The organism is Ferruginibacter sp. HRS2-29 (assembly GCF_024343615.1).
GTDB lineage: Bacteria > Bacteroidota > Bacteroidia > Chitinophagales > Chitinophagaceae > Ferruginibacter.
Genome location: NZ_RJUB01000001.1, coordinates 154,649 through 172,307, shown reverse-complemented (window position 1 = coordinate 172,307; position 17,659 = coordinate 154,649). Strand labels below are relative to the sequence as shown.

Sequence of the window (17,659 nt, the reverse complement as noted above, 5' to 3'; positions counted from 1 at the left end):
TTTTGCCGGTCAATTTAAAAGACCGGCTTTTTGTTTTTTATAAAGTATAGTTTGAATGAAAGTAGGATTCGTAAATATTTTTGGTAAGCCCAACGCAGGCAAAAGCACGCTGCTCAATGCATTGATGGGCGAAAAGATGGCCATCGTGTCGCATAAGGTGCAAACAACCCGGCACCGCATCAAGGCCATCCTTACCAGTAAGGATTACCAGGTGATCCTTTCGGATACACCCGGCATCATCGATCCCAAATACAAACTGCACGAAAAGATGATGCAGGCGGTAAAAGGCAGCCTCGAAGACGCGGATGTGGCCCTGCTCATTGCCGATGCAAGGGAAAGTGTAGACGAAAGCCATGCTATTTTCCAGCAATTGAAACTGAAAGCGCCGGTGATCGTGGTGCTCAATAAGATAGATGCGGTAAAAGATGAAGAAGCATTGAAAGCCAGCAAAGAGTTTTATGCTGCGCAACCCTATTGCAAAGAAGTGGTAAGCATCTCCGCTTTGAAAAAACAAGGCGTGGAAGAATTGCTGCAGCGCATCCTTTCTTACCTGCCCGAAGGGCATCCTTTTTACGAAGGCGACGACCTGAGTGATATGCCTACGAAGTTTTTTGTAAGCGAGCTTATCCGCGAAAAGATCTTCCAGCTTTACCAGGAAGAGCTACCGTATCATGCCACCGTGCTGATACAGGAATTTAAAGAAAAAACCACCCTCATAAAGATCAGGGCCGATATCATCGTTCACCGCGAAACCCAGAAGGGGATCATCCTGGGCGAAGGTGGCAGCATGATCAAACAATTGGGCACACTGGCAAGGAAAGACATTGAAGAGTTCCTGGGAAGCAAAGTTTTCCTGGAACTATATGTGAAAGTGAGGCCGAAATGGAGGGACAGTGATTTGTTTTTGAAAGAATACGGATATTAGCTGAATGGATAATGGATAATTTTATAATGGATAATTTTTTTATCAGAGGGATCATTATCAAATTAAACATTATCAAATTCGACAACAACATGGAGAAGGTTCGAGACGTACATAAAATGCGAATCGGAAACATTATCCATTATCAATTATAAAATTATCAATTAAAAATGAGTTTTACATTAGCAGTTACCGGCAGGCCGAATGTCGGTAAGAGTACCTTCTTTAACCGCTTGCTCGAACAGAGGAAAGCGATCGTGGATGACGTCAGCGGGGTTACCCGCGACAGGCAATACGGCGTGGCCGAATGGGTGGGCAAATCCTTCAACGTGATAGATACCGGTGGGTTTGTAACCGGCAGTAATGATGTATTTGAAACGGAGATCCGCAAGCAGGTGCACATCGCCATCGAAGAGGCGAATGCCATCGTGTTCATGGTAGACGCCTCAACAGGCATCACCAGCCTGGATGAAAGCATGGCCGAACTGCTGCGCCGCAGCCCGAAGCCGGTTTTCCTGGTGGTTAATAAAGTAGATAACCATGCACGTTTGCTTGAGGCCAGCGAATTTTACAGCCTCGGTTTCGAGCACATATTTTTTCTCTCTTCCATCAGCGGGAGCGGCACCGGCGAATTGCTGGATGCGGTAACCGACCTTATAGTAGAAAGCGAAGAGCCTAAATCGGATGATCTGCCAAAGTTTGCCATCATCGGTCAGCCGAATGTAGGCAAATCGTCTTTGCTCAATGCATTGGTGGGTTCCGAAAGAACGATCGTGAGCGATATCGCCGGCACTACCCGCGATACCATTCATACCCATTATAATTTATTCAATAAAGAATTTATCCTCATCGATACCGCGGGTATCCGCCGCAAGGCGAAGGTGCACGAAGACCTGGAATTTTATTCCGTAATACGGGCCATCAAGGCAATGGATGAAGCCGATGTATGTATGCTGCTGCTGGATGCCGGCAAAGGCATTACCGCACAGGACCTTTCGATATTTTCCATGGCGGTAAAAAAAGGAAAGGGGATAGTAGTGCTGGTAAATAAATGGGACCTTATTGAAGATAAAGGCACCAATACCGCCCGCGATTACGAAAAGGAACTGAAGCAGCGCCTGGCGCCGTTTTCCGATGTGCCGATCATTTTCATTTCGGTAACCGAGAAGCAGCGTATCTTCCAGAGCATCGAAACGGCCCTGGTGGTGTACGAAAACCGTCAGCGCAGGGTGGCCACTTCCAAACTCAATGAAGTGATGCTGAAAGCCATCGAGCAATACCATCCGCCGGTGGTGAGGGGTATTGCCATCAGCATAAAATATGTAACGCAGTTGCCAACCAGGACGCCTACGTTCGCCTTCTTCTGTAATTTCCCGGACGATATCAAAACGCCTTACCAGAACTACCTGGAGAATAAACTAAGGGAGAATTTTGATTTTAAAGGGGTGCCGATCCGGTTGTTTTTCAGGAAGAAGTAGGGGAGAGACCACCGACCACCGACGACGGACCACGGACCACCGACGACGGACCACGGACCACCGACGACGGACAACCGCTATCATCCCATCAGGACTGTCATCCTGAGCTTGTCGAAGGATATATCATAAAACAATATTTTTTAAAAGCGCTCCGTTCAACCGGGGCGCTTTTTTGTACGGTACGGGATTTGTAACTTCATCGAAAAAAAAATCATGAAAAATATTCTTTCGGTAATTATTCTGGCAACGGTTTTTAGTTGTACGCAGGCAGATAAGGCCAAAACAAAAGATGTGCTCGACAACACGGCCGATAAAGTAAGCGATGGTGCCGATAAAGTAGCAAAAGATCTTAAAGAATTTGGCGATACCGCCAAGGTAAAGCTGGACAAATTTGCGGATACCGCTTCCGACAGGCTGAAGAAAGCAGGCGATACCATATCTGCGAAGTTTAAAAGGGTGAAGAAGGAGGTGGTGAATTAATATTTTGGAATTCTTGTGTGAGATGACAAAAATTATCAAAAATAGTAATTTTACCATTTTTAAAAGTTTGAAAGTCATTTATATACAAGAATTACACATTTCTATTTGTATTTGTACACAATTCTTTATTAAATTTATGAAATCTCAAAATCTCCAACCAATTTATTGAAGTATATATACCTTCAAATTACATCTTACAACAATGGAAGAATCAAAAACATCTCCGCAAAAGATTCAGTTTAATGATCCTGTTATTGAAGATATTAAGAAGAAAATAATTGAAAATATAATGATCAATTATTTCGAACCAATACCTTCTATCCAGGATCATATTGCTGCTAATTATGTCCCTACTCAAAAAGAAAACAAATCTTCTGACGAAAAACAGAAAGTTGAATGTATCAAAAAGGAGACGAAGTAAAAATACTGAAAGAGACTGAATCTGTTTTAGGGGAGGAGAGTTACCGTACTTGTTATCGACGCGATTATGCTAGGGTTTTACACAGCCATAGTTTTCGCCGTTTACAGGGGAAACAACAATTATACCCTGGCCTAGAGTCCGATTTCTTTCGAAGCCGATTAACCCATTCATTAGAAGTTGCACAAATTGCAAAATCTATCGGAATTCGTTTAAATTCCGAGAATGAAGATTTAAAGAAATTTGGTTTTGAAATTAATACTGATATTCTTGAATTTGCCGGATTAGCCCATGACATCGGGCATCCTCCGTTCGGGCACAAAGGTGAACACGCATTAGATGATATGATGAAAAGCTTCGGTGGATTTGAAGGTAATGCACAAACTCTTCGAGTTTTGACTAAACTCGAAAAAAAGTTTAAACCGGAGGAACATAGGGTTGGTCTAAATCTTACTATGAGGTCTCTAGCCGCAATATTAAAGTATGATAAAGAGATACCGTTAAAAAGAGAAGATGATGAAAAACTTTCTAAAGGATATTATTTATCAGATCGCGAACTCATAAAAAAAATTAAGGAATCAGTTTTAAATGAACCTGATTATACCGGAGAATTTAAGACCATTGAATGTGGTATAATGGATTTGGCAGATGATATTGCTTATTCAGTATTCGACTTAGAAGATGGTCTCAAAGCAGGATTCTACACTTTATTTGATTTTATCTATTCACAAGATCGAAGCGTATCAGAAACCATTTTTAAAAAGGTCGCAGAAAAATTGGGTAAACGGGGTATAGATGGGGTGACAGAGAAAACCGTATACAAAACAATCGAGGATATCATTTATTTTCTATTTGGTTACCCCGACATCCCTGAACAAGTAAAAACATTCGGACCTCAGGAGCAGATCAAATTCTTTAATCAATTTTATTATTCCTTAAATTTAGCTTATGGCCAAGAGGGTCGACTAAGAACTCAAACGAGCAGCCACTTAATTGGCAAATTTATCCGGGGTATAGAGTTTGAGTTTAACGCAGATTTTCCACAATTGTCAAAAGTAAAATTTAACCCCGATATCTTACTTCAAGTTGAAACATTAAAGCTTTTTGTTTATGAATTTATTGTCAATTCACCACGTATTCTAATAAGTGAGTTGAGAGGTTTTGATATCGTTACAAGTATCTTTAAAGCGATACAAATAAATCCTAAGCTTTTGCCCAAAGAGAATTTTACATTTTATGTAGCTACGACTGACGAAGTCAGAAAAAACAGAATAATTTGTGATTTTGTTGCGGGGATGACTGATAGATATGCAATAGAGTTTTATGGAAGATTAAAATCTATGGATCCTGTGACTATTTTCAAAGAATATTGATTGGTGTTTAATAAAGTTTTACAATGTTTTATACAACGATGAGATTTTACGACTTGTCTTTTTAATATTATATTCGGAGGTAAAATCATTCTTTATTAGCTCTACTTGCTCATGTGATTCAACTATATTTAGAATATAAGAAAGCATTTCACTTCTAGATATATTATACATTAAACCCCGAGCCCCCTCATAAGTACAATTTAGTGCACTTAATGCTTGGCCAAAACGAAGTGATTTTACAATCTCTTTATTACTAATGAAATCTATATTTTTATTTAAATTGTAAAGAGTATTTATAACTCCAGCTGTACACCAATCACCTGCTCCAGCGGCATCAACGAGATTGTCAATAGAATAGCCATTAACCGAATGCCATTTCTTTTCCATTGATCTCCTATATTGCAATCCTTTTTCACCTAAAGTTTCTATTTCTAATTTGACTCTGCATTTTTCAAATAATTCTGAGTAGTTAGTAATTCTATCAGATGAAAACTTTACAATATCTGCAACCTCTAAGCATTCTGTAAAACCTTTGATATCTTTAGCACTCGAAGGCTCAAAAAAAATAATTGCGCCTTCAGTTTTGTAAAGTTTAGCGAGTTCTATTGAAGCTCTGTTTATCCGATCAAAGTAAAAGATATCGGTTTTTTTTCTAGTATTAAAGATAGAATCTACAGATTTGGCAAGGCAGGGTTTATATGATGGGAGATATTTTCCATCTTCAGGATTTCTAAATTCAAATCTATGCTTAGGAAACCCCTTTCTATCTTTTAAAATTCTATGAATGATTATCGGTGTGCTTCCATCGTCAGAAACGCTTATTAAATCGGAATTGACTTTCCAATTATGCAGATCCGCAAGTAGAAGTTCTGTTGCTACAGTTTTTGATAATCTGGCTATGGGGTATGAAGACCATCCTAAAAATCCTAAAATAGCATTTACATTACCACAGGAACCTCCAGCTAAAAATTGAGTAGGGGTATCATTTGTGTCACTTATAATTACATCCAAAGCTACTAATCCGGCACCAATGCAGACCGGATTTGATTTATGTTTCATTCTATAAAATTATTGTTGATAAGGTTCACCGGCTAGCCAAATTACAAAAAGTTTGCTTTCCTTTTTCATATCTGCTAGATTTATATTTTCGTCAAGTTTATATCCATGAGAATCTACGTTTAAAACTCCAACCCCAATGTCTTTTACCTTTAATTCATATGCTGCCATAAGGGTGCCAATTGATAACAATTTGCTGGAAAATGTGGACAAAACAGCTTTACATTCGCCTATTTCTTTTAAAGACTTTTTGTAGTTCTGGATTGCTGTGCTTAAGATCATATATGCTTCAAATGGATTTTGCTCAGGAACATACATAATATTTTGCTTTTCAACACCAATCTCATCAAAAAGTAATGAATGATATTGAATCATCAAACTATCCGGTCTCCTGGGATCTCTGCTAGGAAATGGGAATATGGGACATGTCTCGTTGGGTGCAAGATAACTGTAAGCTTTTTGAATGTGTGGTAATTTTTCTTCTCCTAAGATTGGCATCCAGATTAGGGGTTCAAAACTATCAGTTGAAGATCGGTCAATTTCACCTCCGAAGCCATGAAGGAAATTTAATTCTTCATCAGGCGTTTCATCTTTTGTAGCTTTATCAAGAGCCGGATTTTCCGCAACCGTTATGAGTAGATTAGTTTTAGCGTATTTTATATCAGAATCAATCAGTGTCAGAAGTTTGCCAATCATAGAAAAATAAATGCCCCTGGGCAAAGCGCTTATATCTACAATTATATCTGTGTAATTCGAGATGTCAATGTCATCAATTATTTTAGCTGCCTTTCGATCACCAACTCTCCTTTTACTCCTCCCAGCTTGTTGCCAGAGTTGGATTTGTTTTATAATAATTTTATCTGGGGGTAATAGGGAATTGAGTTCAGCAATGTTTTCGTCAACCATTGTTTTATAGTTATGCGAAAATGAATCTGAACCTTCATCGAAAGTTATAAGTAGACAAGTAATATCTAAATCTGAGTTATTATGTAACAACTCAGTTAGAGTTATGTTCATTCTTATATCGAAACCTTTGCTCATGATTATAAGAACTTTACTCTTTGAAGTAAAATGTTGAGAAAAACAATCTTTAACATCCTTTCCTTCTAATAATACATAGGGATTCCAACGGAAATTATTCATATTATTTTGTCCATTTTAGTAGTTCAGAGGGATATCGATGACGAAATCCCCCATAGGAAAAGGGCAGGTTGTAGCGTAGACATATCCAGCGATTTAAATAATAGATAGTCCATTGTTGATTTTCCTTTCCTTGCTTGGTAATTCTTTTTTCTAAAATATTATATGCTAAGCAAGTTGAGATAACATTAACTAATGGTAAAAACACTTTGTCTTCCTTCCAATGTTCATTTTCGATAAGTTTGTTTTCTTTGTTTTCTTTTATAGAAAAACCTGTGACTCCTGGAGCATATGGAGCGTTTGGTTTATAGGTTTCTTTTTGAAAAAAAACTGACAAATTATTTAGAAATTTTAAAACAATATCAGAATACGGAAGTAATCTTATTTGTTCATTCCATTTACTATCAGCAATCTTCCTCAGAAGTTTTTCCTGTTCAGAAGCATCTAAGCTTATATTTTTATCTGAAATTTTCCGGGAAAGCATTATTTCGTACAAATCTCCAGCAAAGGATAAAAATTGTTCAATGTTGTTTGATGAGAGCTTTACTAGATTTTCAAATCCATAATAATAAGGTATCTTATTTTCAATTGAAGCAAAAAGGATAGCTGCCGATAAAATTTCACCTCCCAATTTTTGTTTTAACTCTTCTTCAATAAGAGGAAAATCGAATGCCAGTTGTGCCTTGCCAATTGTTCGAGCAATTATTATTTCTATCTGTTTAGCTAAAATCAGTTTATCATAAGACGTCAGTTGCTGGCTATAATTATTAAAATATGCAATCCACTGTTCGAACTTAGGTCCGAGCGAAACCATTGAGTTTATTTTCTCTTCTGATTTTTTAAATGAAGAAATGAACTTTTCTTCAAAATTAATTTCTTTCAAATGATCTTCTAAAAAATCTTGGAAAGAAGTTACATTTTCAGATGACATCATTGCTCTTTTATCAGCAATATTTGCAACAATTGTTTTAAACTTATTGGTTCCCTGCCAAACTTCTTCTAAATTTATTTCATCATAGTCTCTTTTGATAAAAGAGCCTAAATTCCTTTCAACATCGAATGCATCTAGTCTTTCTGCAATCCATATATTGTTTGCCGATCGCTGGATGGTTAAATATCTTATTAGAAATTCTCGCTGTGATTTATTTAACTTATGAGCATCGTCAAACATGAACAAAACTTTCCCCTGGTAGGGATTGCCTTGGAGAAATAGATTTGAGGGTTGCATTAAACTAAAGGCGAATAATTCATTGTGCCCATTAATACGGTTTTTAATCGGCAAAAAACTATCTATCGCACGAAAGACATTTCTTTCGATTTCCGCAGCCCAGGAAAACAGCTCGGTTCCACTAATAGGAAATTGTAAATCTAAAAATGAGTAATCAAATGGAGAAGCGTTTATCGATATATCATCTAAAGTTAATGTAGGATACAAATTAAGTATGGAGCGCAAAGTTGATAGAATTACACGAGAATTGATAAGAGCAAAAAACATATTTTTCTTTTCACCTTCAGAAACATCTAAGTCCTCTATCACTTCATAATTTCTAGCACAGCTAATGTATACGCCAATAAGATAAATTTTTCCTGAATTATCAATTATGTCTAATTTTTTAAGGTAGTCTAAAATTTCTTTGTAATAGGCTGCCGATTTATTATTAGATAAAGTAAGTAAACTATAAGGTTCAAATATTTTTAAAATAGACGTTTTCCCAGCTCCTGGTGAACTTCTAATGAAAAGAATGTTATTCCATAATTTTCCGTCAGTATTTTTTTCCAATAGTTCATCGAGAATGTACGGGCTGTACATTTTCAAAAAGTTATTTTCTGTTTCTAGTTTTTCTGTAGCCCTTATTTTAAAAGGATTTCTATATCTGTTGCTCATTCTCTATGTCTTGTCACTCTTGGGAATATTCCTCGAAATTGGTCATTCTCAGGATACCACCATAGAATTGGTAATGAATTGTTAGGAGTATTGTGGTGTAGAACTAATGGTAATGCGCATTCGTCAAAACCTAAATAATAATGTAAGTGCTTTCCCTTCTTGAAATGTCTATCTAATATCTCACTTGTAATATACTTTTTGGAAATGTCTAATAAGTCCTTATTAGATTTTGCTTCACTTTCAAATACATCTTCTATCACTTGAATCGCATCAACGGAAAATTCAAAATGCAGGGAATTTATTTGCTGCCACTCTTTTATCTGTTTTTCTAAATAGTTTAAAGAATCTCTTCTGGCAATATAAAAAATTATGTGAAGGTCGAAAGATGAACTGTCTATCAATTCCGAAAGTACCGATACCTTGTTTTCGGCGATTTGAATGTTGAAGATTAATCTTAAAAATTTAATAATTTTTCCTGTTAACACACCGTCTTCTGTTCTCGCATAACTTAGTCCGCTACCTGTAAAATCATCAATTAAATAAACGCTTTGGAATTTCCCTGAAAATCCGTCTTTTTCTAACTCTGATAACAAATCATCTTTTTTCTCTGATGAGATAAAATATGAAGAAAATACTTGCTCATTACTAATACCGCTGCTGCGTCGTAGTAAATCGATCTTGGCGCCATCACTGACGCCCAGAAATAGGGACTTTCTTAAAATCTCTTTGTAACTAATATGATTTCGAAGCTTAGTGACTAAGTAAAAAGGAATAGTTGTTTTTAACGATACCTTTCGCAATAACCAAGGATTAATTTTTTGAGCAAAGCAGATATTGACTAGATGTGTAATTTGATCAGCAGTAATAAATATTAGATTTTCTTTAATAAAGGAATATGCATATTCACGTTCTTTTGAATCAAACTGGCTTAGCCATTGCGCTAGACTTTCGGTGAATCTTATTCCTGGTGAGAATTGTTGATATTCATCATACTTGAGATTGGCCATAGCTTGTATAAGGGGCCTTTCTTGGGCTACTTCTTCGGCCGACCAATTCATAACTTTAATTAGTAACTTTTCCGCGAGAATTGATCTCATAATAGTTAAATCTAAACCCTTCAGAACTTTTTTTCATCAAGGACAAATAATATTGAGTCGCAAGAATATTTTTTACACTTGGTTCAGCAAGATTCCAACAAGAATCTTTGGAAGCTGACACTTCATCAACACTTAAAGAGTGAGGCGTAGATAAAAGCTGATGGTCATTTCCCGGCCATCTACCTTTATCACCAATACATAAAATATTTCTGGCAAGCTTACTTTCGTTAACTAAAGTAGTACATTCTTTTATAATATTTAGTTTATTTGTATTTTTTTGATTTATTACATCCATGGAGTGAGAAGATTCTAACACTTGAATATTTTGTTCATTTAAAGAAATGATAAAATCTATTACACTTTGTCGAACTTTCTGCCAGTTTTCTTTATCACAGATTTCAATCGTAATTTGGTGAGGTTTTAATTCAGGGGTTATAGGATATAAAAATTCTTCTTCAATCAACCGATTGAAAATTCTCTTTAAGGTAATGTCTGGTTTTATATTTTTATTAGGGATTTCAATTTGTGACAGGTTTCCGATATCACTACAATTATAATATCCAATTAAAACCTGATCCCAATATTTTTTTTGAACAATTTTTTCCAAATCTTCTCTTACAGATTTGCCTCGACCCGTAGCGATCCCAATAATAATACCCCAAGATAGAAGCGTATTGAGATATTCGCCAATTTTCTTATTGACACCAGTAAAGCGTTCTTTAGCGGAACAAAGTGTTCCATCATAATCAAAAATAATAGCCCCGTATTCAATACTTGTAAGTCTTTTAACAAATGAATCGTAATATTTACTCCAGTAATTTAATTCTTCTGTTCTAAAATTTTTTAGCGAGGAAAATCCGCTTTTTCGTAAAATGGCAACTTCCTTATTCTTACTGAAAACGTGCTTAGTAACTCCGTATATTTTTTTATAATTTAAGTGATATAGTTTGGAACCATATGCGGGTACTCCTGGTCTACCAGGATCAATTCCTTGTTGATCCCCTAACTTATTGATAAAAAGAAAGGCTTTTCTTAATAATTCTATACTCGAAAGAGAATTGTCTAATTCTGAAGAAATTAATAAACGAGGTATGCCATTGGGCAATAAATCAATTGTTTTTATGGCTAAATCTTTCTCTTGAGGTGTAACAAGAGCAATTATCGCGGAATTATTATTCCGTTTATCAAACCAATTGTGCCTTCCATGTCCAAAATTTCTGTAGTCAGAAAATAAAATATTAGCGAGACCAGCTTCTGCTAACTTAGATTCTAAATCTACAGCTATCGAATGGCCCCAACCACCATATAGGACGACGAATGTATATTCATGATTGACTTGCTTGAAAAATTCGCTGATAGCATTGTTGAAAATTTCGTCCTCTCTTAAGATATCTGCTGTAAATGAATTACCTAAATTGAAGGTTTTATATAAAATAGCATAAAATGCCATTAAACTATTAGTTGCTAAAAAACCATCTTTGCCTGAAGGTAAGTGAAATTCAAAGTGTCGACTAGTCGAAATTGTGGACGCTAATTTACTTAACGGACTATTAAGCTTCATACATAAACTAAATAGTTTAGATGGTTCAGATTCACTTGCTATTTTGTACGAAAATAGAATATCAGTATTTCTTCCACTGGCGCTGATAAACATAACATTTGAATTACGTATTGCATCGCGGGAATAAAATAATTCCATTGGTGTAATTGCTTTTGCCATCATCCCTTGTTGTTGATATAAAGAAGCGAGATAACTACAAGCACTTAAGGAGCCACCAGATCCGACTATAAAAAGTGGTGTTGCCAAGTTCTCAAAAAGTTCGAAGTGTAAATTCGAAATATCCTGGGTCATTGCCCAGGAAAATGTGTCTTCAAGTTTCTGAATTTCAGAAGCAAACGGTCGTCCCATGGTGTAAATTTATAATCAAATAATCGTAAAATCTTTAAAAGCCAAATATACCACCGAAATACTAAACTATTTAGTATTTCGGGGTATATTTGTAAATTTTTGATTTTTGAGTCGGTGCTAACCTTCTCTTATCTCCACTAACCATGCTCCTTCGACAATCTGCGTCATTATCTCCTTCCATTGTATCACTGTTTCTATTGGATACCATCCCTCAACAGTACCAGTACTCAATGCTGCTTCCGTAAGTTCCTGCAGCACTTGTTCCCATAAGGGTATCTCAGTAATCTTATCCAAAGCCCAATAAGGATTCAGGTATTCTTCTGCGCTTAAATGCCTTGGGAAACATTCCCATTCGCTACGCTCTGCCCAGCCGCCAGCGTAATGCTCTGGTAGAGGTTTATCGGCGGTCTGATGAAATAGTACCGGTGATATTTTTTTACCCGTGCTGTAGCTGATAATTTCTGCAGCCGAAAACAACCGATGCAACTGTTGAGAATGAAAAAGAATATTACTTGGTGCGGTCTTTTTATAATACTTCTCTTTGCATGCCCAGGTATACATCCTGTCAAGATCTTCAAGGGCTTCATGAAGATGGTAGGTACTAAAAAATTCGTGGATAGCCTGGTAGGCTTCTTTAAGCGAGTAGATGCGGTGTGAGTAAAGTTTCATGTGTTGTATTATTTGATGGTGAGCGGCACATCAAATAATAGCAATAAAGTTCTCACATCTTCATGCAAGAACTTTATTCTTTCCTGTGCTTATATGTACCAGATTTCAGAACGGAAAGTTGACAGAATAAAGATAAGGAATAAAAATAACATAAGAGTAATTTATCGGGTAATTTTTTTTTAGTCTATTTGCTTTATTATGGCTGAAATAAAAAATGAAGAGTTACTCCGAAAAATCGCAGTTGTCATGAAACAACTCCGTGAAAAAAAAGGTGTTTATCAAATGGACGTTATCGATGATACAGGAATTCACGTGGGACGAATTGAAACTGCCGCAGTAAATATTTCTATTAGTAGCCTGGCTGCGTTGACCGATTATTTTGAAATAAAATTATCCGAATTTTTCAAAATGGTTGAGAAGGTACAATAAGAAACAGGATGCTGTAAAACAGCATCCTTCACACATAAAAATAAGTTTTAATGCCAAACCGCATTTGCCATTTTCCATTTAATACATCTTTCTTTCACCGCCCATAGCAGGTAAGCTCGTAATGCGCTTTCATCCAATTCGATCGCTGCATTATAATACATTTCAAATACAGCCATGCTAATGCTGTCGGCCGCTGGTTTGGATCCCGTCAGGATTCTTGCGTACCTTGTTAAGATAGCATCGTAACGAAAAGCGATATTAATCAGGGTACTTAGTTGCATATAATTCAGTTTAGCGTTATTTAATTCCATAACATCCCAATACAAAGCGGTGTTTTGCTTTAATGTATTTCACAATATTTTTTCGCATAGGCCCGGCCGTCCGTATTGCTCCGCTGATAGCCTGGTGACTCAGCATGTGAAAGGTACGGTGCAGATATTCCACTTCTGAGGGGTCAGCGGCTGCTACGCGTATACGGTCTTGTTTGCCTTTGAGTTTTTTGTTGTCGGGCATAAAAATTATTTTAAGAATTGAAAGATGTTTTGGAATGTTTGTGCCAACTAATGCTCCCGTGCTTTATTAAAAAGATCCATCAGCTTTACCTGCAATTTGCCTGCAACGGATGGTTCGGGTGTGTAGGATTTATTTTGAAAACTTTTGATGGAAATTTCCTTCTGTCTTTTTGTGGCGAACGACCGCACAGCAGTACGCATTACAGTCAGGTAATTCTCATTGACGATCATACCGCACTCCGACATCAGCATAAACAACAAAGCCAGCTCATCTACCGAAAAAGACAGCTCGATCTTTTCGTGCATTTCCGGTACTCGTGGCTGCACTTTGTCCGCCTGTAATTCTCGGCCGGGCGACAGGTAGCAGCCAAGTTCTTTGGCCAGGTGTTGGACCACTACACTGCCTATATCAGGTAAATGTGGATGAAAACTATCGATATCGCCGCTATGCAATCGCTCAATAGAAGAGATGGTACCGGATAAAAAATTGTACCGTTCTTCTTCAGGTAGCAACACTGCGGCCTGCAGCACAGAACGTAAGCAGATTTCTACCGCTTCATGCGTATTGAGCCTCAGTCGGATCAAGAGCAAAACACCATCCTGATCGGTACCCAATTTTCCAAAACATTTTTTCTGAAACAGGCTGCGGTATTTGCGCAAGTATACCAGGTGATAATGTGATACCCTGCTGCCGGGTTTCAAAAATTCTGCTACGGGCAACAATAATTGTTCTTCGATCAAGTAATTGATGGAAGTTTTTTCCAATTTTGAATTCAGCGCCTGCTTGAAAATGAGCACCTTTTTTTGTTTCCGTTGTATCACATAATCCGGAATCTTTTGGTAGATGTTGTAATAATCGCCAAAGTCAATGAAGATATATTCCAGTAACCGTTTGAGTACGTACTGCAACCGCACATAGTAAGCATGAACCGGCGGTTGTAACCCTGCTGCTGATCCCTTGTTCAGCGATTGAAGGTAGAGCTGCAGCATGTCCAGGGCACGGGTAGTATCCCGCTGGCAGAGCGGTACAAGGGTAGCCAGCCTTTGTATATTTCCATCTATTAGTAATTCGCGAAGCAATGCCCGGGTATTATTGACGTACTGGCAGATGGCGGAATATTCTTCTTCTGCCACCATTGCTTCGATCTCTTTGCCGATGGCTGGCGAATAACTGGTTTGCAGCGCTGCCACTGCCAGGTCCATTTCGTATTTCATAACAGCTGGTTTAAGTAGTAAACAAAAATGTGTGGTGATCTTAAAAAGATTGGGTAATGCGGAAGCCGGGTGATACATGCCGGAACAGGTTGGTAAAATAGAAGACTGGTTCAATACTAAGTTTTCCTTTGCCGGTGCTGAACCCGGCAATGCCTAATTTGAAAGTATGCTTGTCGAATACATCGCCACTTCGTTTAACAAGATAAGCTAGCGTGAGGTTGGGGAACACACCCACTATGTTGTTGTTCGCCATATTGAGATTTTTGGTTCTGTACCTTAATGTTATAAACTGATTCGCGTACGTGCTGTTATGCCCATCCTTATCTGGCTGAAAGGTGAAAACAGTTTCGTGCCCCAGCCATATTTCTTCGCGAATGTAATTTTGTTCAGTGATCATACCGATGCCGACATTTACAGATGGGGTAAAGTGATCACGATAATTTTGTGCGCTGAAAGAAATGTTGGCGGTAAAACTTCGCTGGAGTTTTCTTTCGTCGTAGGCACGAATGAGTTGCAGCTCCGGGTACTGGTTGGATGTCCGGAGACCGTTGATGCCGGGGTACCAATGCCGGTTATTATTGGCATCGAGGCTATCAAACATTTTGTGATATTGCCCGGTATTAAAATTGGCGATTTTCCGGAGGTTATTCAATACCATGGTTATTTTTAAAAACGATGGAGGATAATTGTACGCCGTTGGCAATACCCGATGCACATTAATAAATACAGTGTCCTGCAAAAACTTTACAATGGAGTGGGTGCTGTCGTACACCAGTATACGCCGTTCGCTGGGCGGGGTGGAGCCCCAGCCTACACTACGCAGCAGTGTATCGTAAAGATTGATTTCCATCGTTCGGGCATAGTAATCACTTTCCAGGCTGTCTTCAATTAGTTTAAACGATTGTACAGCAATCTCCATCAGGGAGTCAATGTTGTAGTGCAGTGTGGGTGCATAACGATCATACACATCAATCCTCATTTTGTTTCCAATCTTCAGGTCAATAAAATAGGTGTGGCTGTAGGTTTGTAATTCTATCGCCCGGCTTTCATCAGGAGTTTTCACTTGTTGGGCATTGAGTAAGATTGGAAACACCAGGAGAATGAGAAAGAATAAAGTTTTCATCTGTTTGAGTTTAAGGTTAAAAATGTTTGGAAATTATTTTTATTGTCGTGGCTGTCAGCGATATTTTTTAGAAGCAGAGTCTTTTTGAGCGCTCAGTTTCTGCTCATATATTTTATCCGCCCTGCGTTGAATCACATTCAGGATATCGTTGTGATCTACCTGAATCGGCCATTGCCTTTTCAATTGGTTGCTGTCTCGCCGGAAAGGGTAAGTCACCAGTTGCCAGTCGGGAACAGGTAGTAACGTATCATGTTCCCTCTTCTGTAGATTCGTAACCGGGGGTTGGGTAAAACCAACGGTAACGGCATTTTCAGTTCTGGCAGTTGCTGCATCCGAAATAACTGCCGGATTTCTTTTCGACTCACTGATATACCTCGTTTGGCTGTCAGTAGAAAAAGTAGTTGCTAGATTGCCCGGTTTGTTGGCTGGAATTTTTGCAGGCACTGCCGGGGCCGCTGTTACCGGTTCGATGGCAGGAGGCATAGTACGCTGGCTAAAAAATATTCCGCCGATGGTGAGCAGGCATGCAACAGTACATCCGGCCGCTATCCATTTTTGCAGACGTTTTCTGCGGCGCCGGGCATACTGCCCAAGTGCGTTACCGATGAAGAGTTCTACGGAAAGCCTTTCCCATATCTCGTCCTTGCAGGCATCGATAAATTCATCGTCACTCATGTGTTCGTAATTGCGATAGTTGTTGTTAGTCATGAAAGGAATTTTTATGAGGGTTTAATTTTTTTTGTAAAAACTCTTTGCCCCGGAGCAGGTAGGAACGTGATGTGTTGTTGCTAACCCTTAGCCTTTCCGATATCTCACTATGATTCCAATCGAGCATAACATTGAGAATCAAAACCATCACATATACATTATCCTGATATTTCATTACATATTTCATCAGTATAGCCCCATCCATCTTTTCTTCCAGTCGACTTTGAGTATCCTCGGGAACGCCCAGGTCATATTCTTCGACTGGCCGCCATTGCATCTTTTTTTGTCTCCGCTGCCTGAGTATATATACATTACCAAAGCCGGCCAGCCATTTAAATACCGAACTTTCTCCAGCGTATTCAAACCGGTGCAGGTTTTTAAAAAATGCCTGAAAACTTCCCATAACTACTTCACGGGCATCTTCCCTGTTTTTAAAATGTTTCAGACACAACTGCATCATCGGTTTGTGATAGCGGTCAAATAGTTTTTGCTGGGCATCCGCATCAAAAAGCAGGGCCTCTTCTACCAGGGTTTTTATATTCATTTGGGTTCGTTTAATAAAATCGCCTTAGAGTATTCACCAGTTTTGAGGAAAACGTTGCAGAAAAAGCGACTTTTTTTTAAAAAATTTTTTAGCTCATACTGTCACGCCCTTGCATCAACAGCTTTTGCGCCGCCAAAAACGGCTATTTCAATCCGTCATGCAAGAAATTTCGCGGGGAAAATCAACAGATAGTTCGGGGAAAAACACCGGACATTCCGGGGAAAAACAACAGAGAAGTCCGGGAAAAACCTCAAACTTCTGTCCGGCACCCTTGCTGAATTTGGGGGAAGCACAGGATTATATCCCGGCTAAAAGCTGAAAAATCCTCTTAAACTACCTCAAAAAGGGTTGCAGATTAGCCCCAAAAAAGCCCCCGTTTTGCATCTTTTTTCGCCTTTTTTTAAGCCTTTTTTTTTGGCTGTAACCCCCGTCAATACTCAATTCTTCAAAAGGGTTGATCAACCCTTGCAACTGTTTTTGCAGGAAAAATAGCTGGTGCTTTGCATTCTGAAAACGCGGTGAGCGGCACGAAGAGGAGAGAGCAGACAAACAGAAAAAAATTAAATCAAAAAAATGAAGCGATTTCTGAAAAGCGTACCCACTTCTGAAATGGAATTTGAAACGGTCACGAAAAACGTGATCGGTTTCAAATCAAAATGGAAAGTGGGTACGCTTTTTCAGAAACGCTTCATCTGAAACCG

Annotated in this window: 19 protein-coding genes; 7 read left to right on the top strand and 12 right to left on the bottom strand. The window is 38.3% G+C overall.

Annotation, left to right across the window (positions count from 1 at the left end; all coding sequences use genetic code 11):
* Positions 1-55: 55 nt before the first annotated feature.
* The 5 genes from era (at position 56) to EGI32_RS00770 (ending at position 4,671) form a co-directional block, all read left to right on the top strand.
* Entirely contained in the window at positions 56-925 is an 870-nt protein-coding gene (era, locus tag EGI32_RS00790) for a GTPase Era (RefSeq protein ID WP_255153445.1), read from the top strand.
* Between the two features lie 167 nt (positions 926-1,092).
* Positions 1,093-2,400: a ribosome biogenesis GTPase Der gene (der, locus tag EGI32_RS00785; protein ID WP_255153444.1), complete on the top strand. Its 1,308-nt coding sequence runs from the start codon at positions 1,093-1,095 to the stop codon at positions 2,398-2,400.
* Between the two features lie 213 nt (positions 2,401-2,613).
* Positions 2,614-2,880: a hypothetical protein gene (locus EGI32_RS00780; RefSeq protein WP_255153443.1), complete on the top strand. Its 267-nt coding sequence runs from the start codon at positions 2,614-2,616 to the stop codon at positions 2,878-2,880.
* Positions 2,881-3,082: 202 nt separating this feature from the next.
* Positions 3,083-3,301, top strand: a complete 219-nt coding sequence (locus EGI32_RS00775; protein ID WP_255153442.1) for a hypothetical protein — start codon at positions 3,083-3,085, stop codon at positions 3,299-3,301.
* Positions 3,277-4,671 (top strand): deoxyguanosinetriphosphate triphosphohydrolase family protein, encoded by a 1,395-nt coding sequence (locus EGI32_RS00770; RefSeq protein ID WP_255153441.1) that lies wholly within the window; start codon positions 3,277-3,279, stop codon positions 4,669-4,671. The genes EGI32_RS00775 and EGI32_RS00770 overlap by 25 nt, the downstream gene beginning before the upstream one ends.
* Positions 4,672-4,689: 18 nt before the next feature.
* Here EGI32_RS00770 and EGI32_RS00765 read toward each other — a convergent pair whose 3' ends face one another.
* The 6 genes from EGI32_RS00765 to EGI32_RS00740 form a co-directional block, all read right to left on the bottom strand.
* Entirely contained in the window at positions 4,690-5,730 is a 1,041-nt protein-coding gene (locus EGI32_RS00765) for a PfkB family carbohydrate kinase (RefSeq protein WP_255153440.1), read from the bottom strand.
* Positions 5,731-5,739: 9 nt separating this feature from the next.
* On the bottom strand, positions 5,740-6,870 hold the full coding sequence (locus tag EGI32_RS00760; RefSeq protein WP_255153439.1) for a hypothetical protein: 1,131 nt from the start codon (positions 6,868-6,870) through the stop codon (positions 5,740-5,742).
* A gap of 1 nt (position 6,871) precedes the next feature.
* A complete protein-coding gene (locus tag EGI32_RS00755) occupies positions 6,872-8,752 on the bottom strand; it encodes a hypothetical protein (RefSeq protein WP_255153438.1) in 1,881 nt (626 codons plus the stop codon).
* Positions 8,749-9,849: a hypothetical protein gene (locus EGI32_RS00750; RefSeq protein WP_255153437.1), complete on the bottom strand. Its 1,101-nt coding sequence runs from the start codon at positions 9,847-9,849 to the stop codon at positions 8,749-8,751. The genes EGI32_RS00755 and EGI32_RS00750 overlap by 4 nt, the downstream gene beginning before the upstream one ends.
* Positions 9,815-11,758, bottom strand: a complete 1,944-nt coding sequence (locus tag EGI32_RS00745) for a hypothetical protein (RefSeq protein ID WP_255153436.1) — start codon at positions 11,756-11,758, stop codon at positions 9,815-9,817. The genes EGI32_RS00750 and EGI32_RS00745 overlap by 35 nt, the downstream gene beginning before the upstream one ends.
* A 117-nt stretch (positions 11,759-11,875) precedes the next feature.
* The gene (locus tag EGI32_RS00740; RefSeq protein WP_255153435.1) at positions 11,876-12,427 is read right to left on the bottom strand and encodes a hypothetical protein; all 552 of its coding nucleotides are present in this window, start codon (positions 12,425-12,427) and stop codon (positions 11,876-11,878) included.
* A 198-nt stretch (positions 12,428-12,625) separates the two neighbouring features.
* Between EGI32_RS00740 and EGI32_RS00735 the strand changes: the two genes are divergently transcribed.
* Positions 12,626-12,856, top strand: a complete 231-nt coding sequence (locus EGI32_RS00735; RefSeq protein ID WP_255153434.1) for a helix-turn-helix domain-containing protein — start codon at positions 12,626-12,628, stop codon at positions 12,854-12,856.
* Between the two features lie 47 nt (positions 12,857-12,903).
* On the opposite strand, the gene EGI32_RS00730 is transcribed toward EGI32_RS00735, so the two are convergent.
* From EGI32_RS00730 to EGI32_RS00705, 6 genes are read right to left on the bottom strand one after another with little or no spacing between them, the layout of a single operon-like run.
* Complete coding sequence (locus EGI32_RS00730) at positions 12,904-13,137, bottom strand: hypothetical protein (RefSeq protein ID WP_255153433.1); 234 nt, start codon at positions 13,135-13,137, stop codon at positions 12,904-12,906.
* 16 nt (positions 13,138-13,153) lie between these two features.
* Positions 13,154-13,369, bottom strand: coding sequence for a DUF3606 domain-containing protein (locus tag EGI32_RS00725; protein WP_255153432.1), 216 nt, complete (start codon positions 13,367-13,369; stop codon positions 13,154-13,156).
* A 47-nt stretch (positions 13,370-13,416) separates the two neighbouring features.
* Entirely contained in the window at positions 13,417-14,583 is a 1,167-nt protein-coding gene (locus EGI32_RS00720; RefSeq protein ID WP_255153431.1) for a hypothetical protein, read from the bottom strand.
* 40 nt (positions 14,584-14,623) lie between these two features.
* The gene (locus tag EGI32_RS00715; RefSeq protein WP_255153430.1) at positions 14,624-15,706 is read right to left on the bottom strand and encodes a hypothetical protein; all 1,083 of its coding nucleotides are present in this window, start codon (positions 15,704-15,706) and stop codon (positions 14,624-14,626) included.
* A 54-nt stretch (positions 15,707-15,760) separates the two neighbouring features.
* Positions 15,761-16,414, bottom strand: coding sequence for a hypothetical protein (locus tag EGI32_RS00710; RefSeq protein ID WP_255153429.1), 654 nt, complete (start codon positions 16,412-16,414; stop codon positions 15,761-15,763).
* Entirely contained in the window at positions 16,407-16,958 is a 552-nt protein-coding gene (locus EGI32_RS00705; RefSeq protein WP_255153428.1) for an RNA polymerase sigma factor, read from the bottom strand. Before EGI32_RS00705 ends, EGI32_RS00710 begins: the two co-directional genes overlap by 8 nt.
* A gap of 573 nt (positions 16,959-17,531) precedes the next feature.
* On the opposite strand from EGI32_RS00705, the gene EGI32_RS00700 reads away from it, so the two are divergent.
* On the top strand, positions 17,532-17,654 hold the full coding sequence (locus EGI32_RS00700) for a hypothetical protein (RefSeq protein WP_255153427.1): 123 nt from the start codon (positions 17,532-17,534) through the stop codon (positions 17,652-17,654).
* Positions 17,655-17,659: the final 5 nt, after the last annotated feature.

Bases quoted from the DNA above. Each gene is read 5' to 3' on its own strand.
- EGI32_RS00780 (WP_255153443.1), top strand. From the start codon at position 2,614: ATGAAAAATATTCTTTCGGTAATTATTCTGGCAACGGTTTTTAGTTGT.
- EGI32_RS00750 (WP_255153437.1), bottom strand. From the start codon at position 9,849: ATGAGATCAATTCTCGCGGAAAAGTTACTAATTAAAGTTATGAATTGG.
- EGI32_RS00715 (WP_255153430.1), bottom strand. From the start codon at position 15,706: ATGAAAACTTTATTCTTTCTCATTCTCCTGGTGTTTCCAATCTTACTC.
- EGI32_RS00775 (WP_255153442.1), top strand. From the start codon at position 3,083: ATGGAAGAATCAAAAACATCTCCGCAAAAGATTCAGTTTAATGATCCT.
- EGI32_RS00760 (WP_255153439.1), bottom strand. From the start codon at position 6,870: ATGAATAATTTCCGTTGGAATCCCTATGTATTATTAGAAGGAAAGGAT.
- EGI32_RS00710 (WP_255153429.1), bottom strand. From the start codon at position 16,414: ATGACTAACAACAACTATCGCAATTACGAACACATGAGTGACGATGAA.
- EGI32_RS00700 (WP_255153427.1), top strand. From the start codon at position 17,532: ATGAAGCGATTTCTGAAAAGCGTACCCACTTCTGAAATGGAATTTGAA.
- EGI32_RS00720 (WP_255153431.1), bottom strand. From the start codon at position 14,583: ATGAAATACGAAATGGACCTGGCAGTGGCAGCGCTGCAAACCAGTTAT.
- EGI32_RS00705 (WP_255153428.1), bottom strand. From the start codon at position 16,958: ATGAATATAAAAACCCTGGTAGAAGAGGCCCTGCTTTTTGATGCGGAT.
- EGI32_RS00740 (WP_255153435.1), bottom strand. From the start codon at position 12,427: ATGAAACTTTACTCACACCGCATCTACTCGCTTAAAGAAGCCTACCAG.
- EGI32_RS00725 (WP_255153432.1), bottom strand. From the start codon at position 13,369: ATGCCCGACAACAAAAAACTCAAAGGCAAACAAGACCGTATACGCGTA.
- era (WP_255153445.1), top strand. From the start codon at position 56: ATGAAAGTAGGATTCGTAAATATTTTTGGTAAGCCCAACGCAGGCAAA.
- EGI32_RS00745 (WP_255153436.1), bottom strand. From the start codon at position 11,758: ATGGGACGACCGTTTGCTTCTGAAATTCAGAAACTTGAAGACACATTT.
- EGI32_RS00735 (WP_255153434.1), top strand. From the start codon at position 12,626: ATGGCTGAAATAAAAAATGAAGAGTTACTCCGAAAAATCGCAGTTGTC.
- EGI32_RS00765 (WP_255153440.1), bottom strand. From the start codon at position 5,730: ATGAAACATAAATCAAATCCGGTCTGCATTGGTGCCGGATTAGTAGCT.
- der (WP_255153444.1), top strand. From the start codon at position 1,093: ATGAGTTTTACATTAGCAGTTACCGGCAGGCCGAATGTCGGTAAGAGT.
- EGI32_RS00770 (WP_255153441.1), top strand. From the start codon at position 3,277: ATGTATCAAAAAGGAGACGAAGTAAAAATACTGAAAGAGACTGAATCT.
- EGI32_RS00730 (WP_255153433.1), bottom strand. From the start codon at position 13,137: ATGCAACTAAGTACCCTGATTAATATCGCTTTTCGTTACGATGCTATC.
- EGI32_RS00755 (WP_255153438.1), bottom strand. From the start codon at position 8,752: ATGAGCAACAGATATAGAAATCCTTTTAAAATAAGGGCTACAGAAAAA.